At 72.9% G+C, this 5,665-nt stretch carries 5 protein-coding genes; all 5 read right to left on the bottom strand.

The features are described from left to right. Positions 1-443 precede the first annotated feature (443 nt). The 5 genes from GTW67_RS22675 to GTW67_RS22655 all read right to left on the bottom strand — a co-directional run bounded on the left by GTW67_RS22675 (position 444) and on the right by GTW67_RS22655 (position 5,492). Positions 444-707: a GlsB/YeaQ/YmgE family stress response membrane protein gene (locus tag GTW67_RS22675; protein ID WP_161166649.1), complete on the bottom strand. Its 264-nt coding sequence runs from the start codon at positions 705-707 to the stop codon at positions 444-446. A gap of 100 nt (positions 708-807) precedes the next feature. Continuing rightward, complete coding sequence (locus GTW67_RS22670) at positions 808-1,392, bottom strand: TerD family protein (protein ID WP_161166648.1); 585 nt, start codon at positions 1,390-1,392, stop codon at positions 808-810. Between the two features lie 88 nt (positions 1,393-1,480). After that, the gene (locus GTW67_RS22665; protein WP_161166647.1) at positions 1,481-3,193 is read right to left on the bottom strand and encodes an aldehyde dehydrogenase family protein; all 1,713 of its coding nucleotides are present in this window, start codon (positions 3,191-3,193) and stop codon (positions 1,481-1,483) included. A 38-nt stretch (positions 3,194-3,231) separates the two neighbouring features. Continuing rightward, positions 3,232-4,521, bottom strand: a complete 1,290-nt coding sequence (locus GTW67_RS22660) for an MFS transporter (protein ID WP_161166646.1) — start codon at positions 4,519-4,521, stop codon at positions 3,232-3,234. A gap of 35 nt (positions 4,522-4,556) precedes the next feature. Then, on the bottom strand, positions 4,557-5,492 hold the full coding sequence (locus GTW67_RS22655) for a TauD/TfdA dioxygenase family protein (protein ID WP_161166645.1): 936 nt from the start codon (positions 5,490-5,492) through the stop codon (positions 4,557-4,559). Between the last annotated feature and the right edge of the window lie 173 nt (positions 5,493-5,665).

Here is a 5,665-nt window from a genome sequence, read left to right as displayed (position 1 = left end):
AAGCCCTTTTCGGCGTTGAACCACTTCACGGTACCGGTAGCCATGTTGAATCTCCTTCGGAAACGGTGCTCGGGGTCCGCCCTGTGCGTGCCCCGGTCGCCGCGATGATCACCCCGTCGGAAAAACCTTCAGGCAACCACTACTGCAACTTCCGTCGACAGTAGCACGCCGTGATCGACCGGGCGCTGGGGATAATCCGGCCCCCGGTGGCCCGGAGGGGAATATTCCCGGCGCCTGACATCGATTTCTCCCGTCAGCGCCGTAGATATTGCTCCGCTGCGACCACAGGGTCCGCCGGGGGCCCCGCCCCTCGCGGCGCCGTGACCTCCGCCGACGGCTTGCCGGTGCGCCGGCGTGCGTCTCGGCACGGGAGACGGCGCGGGCGGCGCCGCGGTCCCCTGCCGAGACATGAAGCACACCGGCCGCGAGGGCGCCGGCGCCCGTCAGCGGCGGGCCTTGGCCCGGTCGAGGGCGGCCACACCGAGCGCCGCGAGCACGATCTGGATGAGCCACTCGACCCAGTCGACGCCCTTGGTGTCGGCGACGCCGAAGGCCGAGGCGAGGGCCGATCCGATGAGTGCGGCCACGATGCCGACCGCGATGGTCCACAGAATGCCGATGCGCTGACGTCCGGGGACGACGAGCCGGCCCAGGACACCGATGACGATGCCGATGACGACGGCGCTGATGATGCCTGAAATCTCCATGCCTGCCCCTCGAGTGGTTTTATCTCGCCCTTACGGATGCCCGTTCGAAGCGAGTGCAGTCCAGCCCGAAGCCCGCGCCGTCGCCCCCCTCTTCTACTTCCTACTTGCTGACGGCGAAACGCATCAGGGCGTGCTCGTCGCCCTGCTTGATCTTCCCCGTCTCGTTGATGACCTCCAGCTTCCACGCGCCGCCGACCCGCACGGCCTTGGCCACGGCGCAGCCGTTGTCCTGGCTGAGCAGGCTCGGCCAGATGTCGGCGACCTGCTGCGAGCTGCCGCCGGTCGCGTCGTAGACCTTGAAGCTGACGTTGCGGGCCTTCTGGAAGGAGCTGCCCTTCTTGTAGGCGGCGGCGACGAACACGATCGACGTGATCACGGACGGCAGCCGCGCGAACTCGACGGTCACCGTCTCGTCGTCCCCCTCCCCGTGCCCGGTCTGGTTGTCGCCGCTGTGGAGCAGCGACCCGTTGCCCATCGGGTCGAGCGAGTCGATCCCGGCGATGCGCACCGGGTCCCCGCCCTGCATGGCGACGGCGATCAGGTCCAGGTCGGTACCGGTCTTGCGGCGCAGCTTGCCCATCACCCCGCCGCTGCTGCCGGCGGTCGGGTCCCAGGAGACGCCGATGGACAGGTGGGTCACTCCGTCCAAATCCGCCGGGCCGTCTTCCTTGGTGAGCGTGATCATGCGCGAATCCTCCTCCGTCGACGGAACTACACCGCAGAGTCTGCCTGGCGCCCGGCGGTTGCCGGACGACGGGTCGTCATCGCCCGCCTCAGCCGCGCAGGGCCGACGCGAGGACGCCGGGCAGCCGGCCGGGCCTCGGGTCGGTGGCGTACGCGGTGAGGCGTGCCATCGTCGTCCGTCCGGTGCGGTGGGTGACGTAGTACGGCGGGCGCGGCGACAGCGACGGGGAGCCGGTGAACAGGCCGCGCGGAAAGGGGGCGAAGGGCGCCCGCAGGACGGTCTTCTCCACGTCCTCCAGCAGATACGCGTTGTGCACGAAGCCCACGCCGCTGCCGATGTCCCGGCGGGTGTGGCCCGGGTACGCGCCCCACGGGGTGTAGCCGAGCAGGAAGCCGAACGCCGACCAGCAGTTGACGCCGAGGGTGCCGTAGCGCAGCGCGGCGACGGCCTCGTCCACGGCCGCCCGGTGGTCCCGTTCGGTGCGGGGGTGGACGAGCAGTGTGGCGCCGAGGGTGCCGGGCAGCCGGTCGTTGGCGAATTCCGTGGCCGCGCGCAGGAAGGCGGGCGCGTCCTCGCCCGGCAGGCGGACCACACCGAGGGCGCTCGCGAAGACCTCGTCCGTGAGCAGCGGGTCGTCCGGCGCGGTGACGTCCGGGACGAGGAGGCGGCCGGTGCCGTCGCCGTGGATCTCCGCCCCGGGGTGGGCGCGCAGCACCGCGTCGAGGCGGTCGGCGGCGCCGGGGTAGTAGTCGTCGCGCGGCGGGAGTTCGCCGAGGACGCGGCGGATCTCGGCGAGCAGCCGCTCGGTGCCGTCCCAGTGCCGGGGCACGAGCAGGACCTGTGTGGCGACGCAGTTGTGCCCGGAGTTGTTCAGCTTGCTGGTGACGATGTGCTCGGCCTGGAAGCGGAAGTCCGCCGCGCTCCACGGGCCCGGTGCCACGATGCAGGGGCTGACGCCGCCCAGCTCGCTGGTGAACGGCTTGTCGTTGAGCGGGGTGTCCGCGCGCCGGCGTTCCTCGCCGCGGGTGCCGGTGCCCCACACGATGGCGTCGTGCGTGCGCTCGCTGCCGGTGACGTGGATGGCGCCGACGTCCTCGTGGGCGGTGAGGTACGCGCCCTCCGCGGCGCCCCCGTCGACGAAGCGGACCCAGCCGCGCTCCACGAACTCGGTGAACACCTTCTCGAAGTGCGGGCGCAGATGCGCGTTGACCGGGTTCATCTTGGCGAGGACGACCTGACCCTCGGCGTACAGCTTGTGCAGGACGTCGAGCGGGGTGATCGCGGGGACGTTCCCGGCGCCGAGCACCAGCGCGACGGCCGCCTCGCCGGGCCGGCCGCGGTACTCGCCCGCGGCCCGGGCCCGCGCTTGTTCCGGGGTGGTGCCCGGCAGGGTCCACACCTCGGCGGTGAAGCCGTTCAGCAGGAGGTGGTCCGTGGGGGTGGCGGGGAAGACGTCGACGACGGTGCGGCCGTCGCGGCTGCGGACGGCCTCGCCGGGCAGCGGGTCCTTCCCGGCGGCCAGCCGGCGCAGCACGTGCAGATACGCGCCCACGGTCTGCGCCAGCGCCCAGGGCGCGGTGACCCAGTCCTCGGCGGCCCAGTCGGCCCCGGCGTCGTAGCCCTTGGCGCGGGCCGAGCCGGCGACCATGCCGGGGGCCTCGTCGCCGATGCGGGGGAGCATCCGTTCCAGCAGGCCGATGCGCTCGGCGAGCGGCGTGGCGGTCCAGGACGACGCATGGCCGCGCAGGTCGGCGAGGGCGAGGTCGAGAGGGGCGGTGTCGAGCCCGGGTGCGGTGGTCAAGGGGGGACTCCTTCAGGGGTACGAGCGGTGGGGCCGCGTCAGCCGGACAGCCGGGCGATGTCGCGTGCCGGGTCGACGAACAGGAAGGAAGCGGCGGCGCCCACGGCCAGGAGCAGGCCGGACAGCAGCACGGCGCTCTGGTAGCCGGCGGCGCCCCGGGCGTCGACGAGCGCCCCGACGACGGCGGGCGCGGCGAGACCGGCCGCCGTCACCACGGCGTTCATGGTGCCCAGGGCGCCGCCCTCGCGGGACGGCGGGGCCAGTTCGGCGACGGTGGTCGCGGCGACGGCGGCGTACGAGCCGCCGAGGCCGAAGCCGACGGCGACCAGCACGGTCTTCGCGGTCGTGCCGTCGGCGAGGGGCAGCGCCAGGCAGCAGGCGGCGCCGAGGGCCAGGAGCCAGCCGCCCACCCAGCCCCGGGCGCGGCGGCTGCCCGCGCCGCGCCGCATCAGTCGGCCGGTGACGCCGGCCTGCGCGAGGAGCACGACGGCGCCGAACGCCCAGGGCGCGACGACGACGAGGCCGGCCGCGTGGGCCGAGTAGCCGAGGGCGTTGCGCAGGTAGGACGGCAGCCACACCAGCATCAGGGCCACGGTCCAGTAGCTGGTGAAGTAGGCGAGGGTGGCGCCGATCCAGGTGCGGCTGGCGAAGATCCTCCGGTACGGGACCGGCCCCCGCTCCGGCTCCCGGCGCTCCGCGGCGGTGTCGGCGCCGCGGTGCCGGCCGTCCGCGCCGAGCACGGCCCAGGCGGCGGCCCACACGAGCCCCGCCGCCGCGAGCACCCACAGCGCCGCCCGCCAGCCGTGGTGCTGGACGACCCAGGACAGGCCGGGCGCCGAGACGATCACGCCGAGGGTGACTCCGAGCGTGATCAGGGCGCCGGGCAGATTGCGCCGGTGGTCGGGGAACCAGGCCAGCGTGGCCTGCTGGGCGACGGGGAAGGCGGGGCCCTCCGCCGCTCCGAGGACGACCCGGGAGCCGACCAGCACGGCGAGGCCCCCGCCCATCGCCGCGGGCACCTGGGCCACGGACCACAGGAGGCCCATCACCAGGATCAGCAGCTTCGGCGACACCCGGTCGGCGGCGAGCCCCACCACGATCGCGGCCAGGGAGAAGAGGAGGAAGAACGCGCTGTTGGCGAGCCCGAACCGGGTGGCGCTCAGCTGGAGGTCCGCGCGGATCTCGTCGGCGGCGAGGCCGAGGACCGACTTGTCCGCGAAGTTGACCATCATGAAGACCACGAGCAGCACGGTCACCGTCCAGGCGCGCCGGCTGCTGCGGTCGGTGGCTTCGGCGGCCCGGGCGGGGCGGGACGATACCGCGGTCATGGGTGCTCCCGGGGAGGAAGAGGGGCGCGGGCCGTTCAGGACAGCGGGACGCCGGCGATGGCGATGCGCTCCATCACCCGGCGCTGCGGGAAGTAGTCGTTGACCGCGTAGTGCTGGGTGGCGATGTTGTCCCAGACGGCGACGGAGCCGGGCTCCCAGTGGAAGCGGATCTGGAACTCGGGGATGCGCGCCTGGAGGACCAGGATGTCGAGCAGCTCGCGGTTCTCCTCCTCCGACAGGCCCTTGATGTACCGGGTGAAGGGCTCGTTCACGTACAGGGTCCGGCGGCCGCTGCGGGGGTGGCGCACGACGACGGGGTGCTCGACGCGGGGCCAGTTCTCGCGGAACGCCGCCTTCTGCTCGTCGTCCATGAGGGCGCCCCAGCTGGCCTCCCAGTCGTGGACGGCGGTGAGGCCGTCGATCCGCTCCCTCAGGTCGTCGGGGAGGTTGTCGTAGGCGGCGGCCATGTCGGCCCACATGGTGTCGCCGCCCGCGGCGGGCACCTCCACGGCGCGCAGGACGGCGCCGAGGGACGGATGGGCCATGAACGAGTGGTCGCTGTGCCAGATGTTCTTGTTGCCCGCGGCCTTGGCGTCCTTGGCGAGCCGGGAGACGCCCGGGGTGCCGGTCCGCGCGAAGAACGGGTTGGCCTCCGGCGGGCCCCAGACACCGGACAGGGCGAGCTGGTGCTCGGCGGTGAAGCCGTGCTGGCCGCGGAAGAAGATCACTTTCCACTCCAGCAGCGCCTGGCGCAGCTCGGCGGCGAGCTCGTCGGTGAGGGGCCGGGTCAGGTCGACGCCGCCGAGGACGGCGCCGAAGTGCGGGGTGAGCGGGCTGATCTCCAGCAGTCGGTACGCGAACTCCTCGGCACCGGGCGCGAGCCGGTCCAGGACGCGGGTGCCGTAGTGCATGAGGGGCTTGTCGAGCACGGGCTCGGGGTTGTCCACAGGGGTCGAGGCGACGGCCTGCATGGTGGTACCTCCCGACGGCGACACGGATTACGTAACCGGCAGTATCGATATAGGGAGATGCGGAGGCAAGGGGTCGGAACGAGTAGATTCCGCGAGCACCCCGCGACGACGGCGCGACGGATTGGCGGGGTCTACGACCGGGGCTGCGTCCGGGGCTACGGCCGGGCGTGGGT

Source organism: Streptomyces sp. SID5910, assembly GCF_009862125.1.
In the GTDB taxonomy this organism is placed as follows: domain Bacteria; phylum Actinomycetota; class Actinomycetes; order Streptomycetales; family Streptomycetaceae; genus Streptomyces.
This window is presented reverse-complemented; position numbering and strand designations above follow the sequence as displayed.

Excerpts from the sequence above, each read along its gene's own strand:
- GTW67_RS22670 (WP_161166648.1), bottom strand. The coding sequence starts at position 1,392 with ATGATCACGCTCACCAAGGAAGACGGCCCGGCGGATTTGGACGGAGTG.
- GTW67_RS22655 (WP_161166645.1), bottom strand. The coding sequence starts at position 5,492 with ATGCAGGCCGTCGCCTCGACCCCTGTGGACAACCCCGAGCCCGTGCTC.
- GTW67_RS22675 (WP_161166649.1), bottom strand. The coding sequence starts at position 707 with ATGGAGATTTCAGGCATCATCAGCGCCGTCGTCATCGGCATCGTCATC.
- GTW67_RS22660 (WP_161166646.1), bottom strand. The coding sequence starts at position 4,521 with ATGACCGCGGTATCGTCCCGCCCCGCCCGGGCCGCCGAAGCCACCGAC.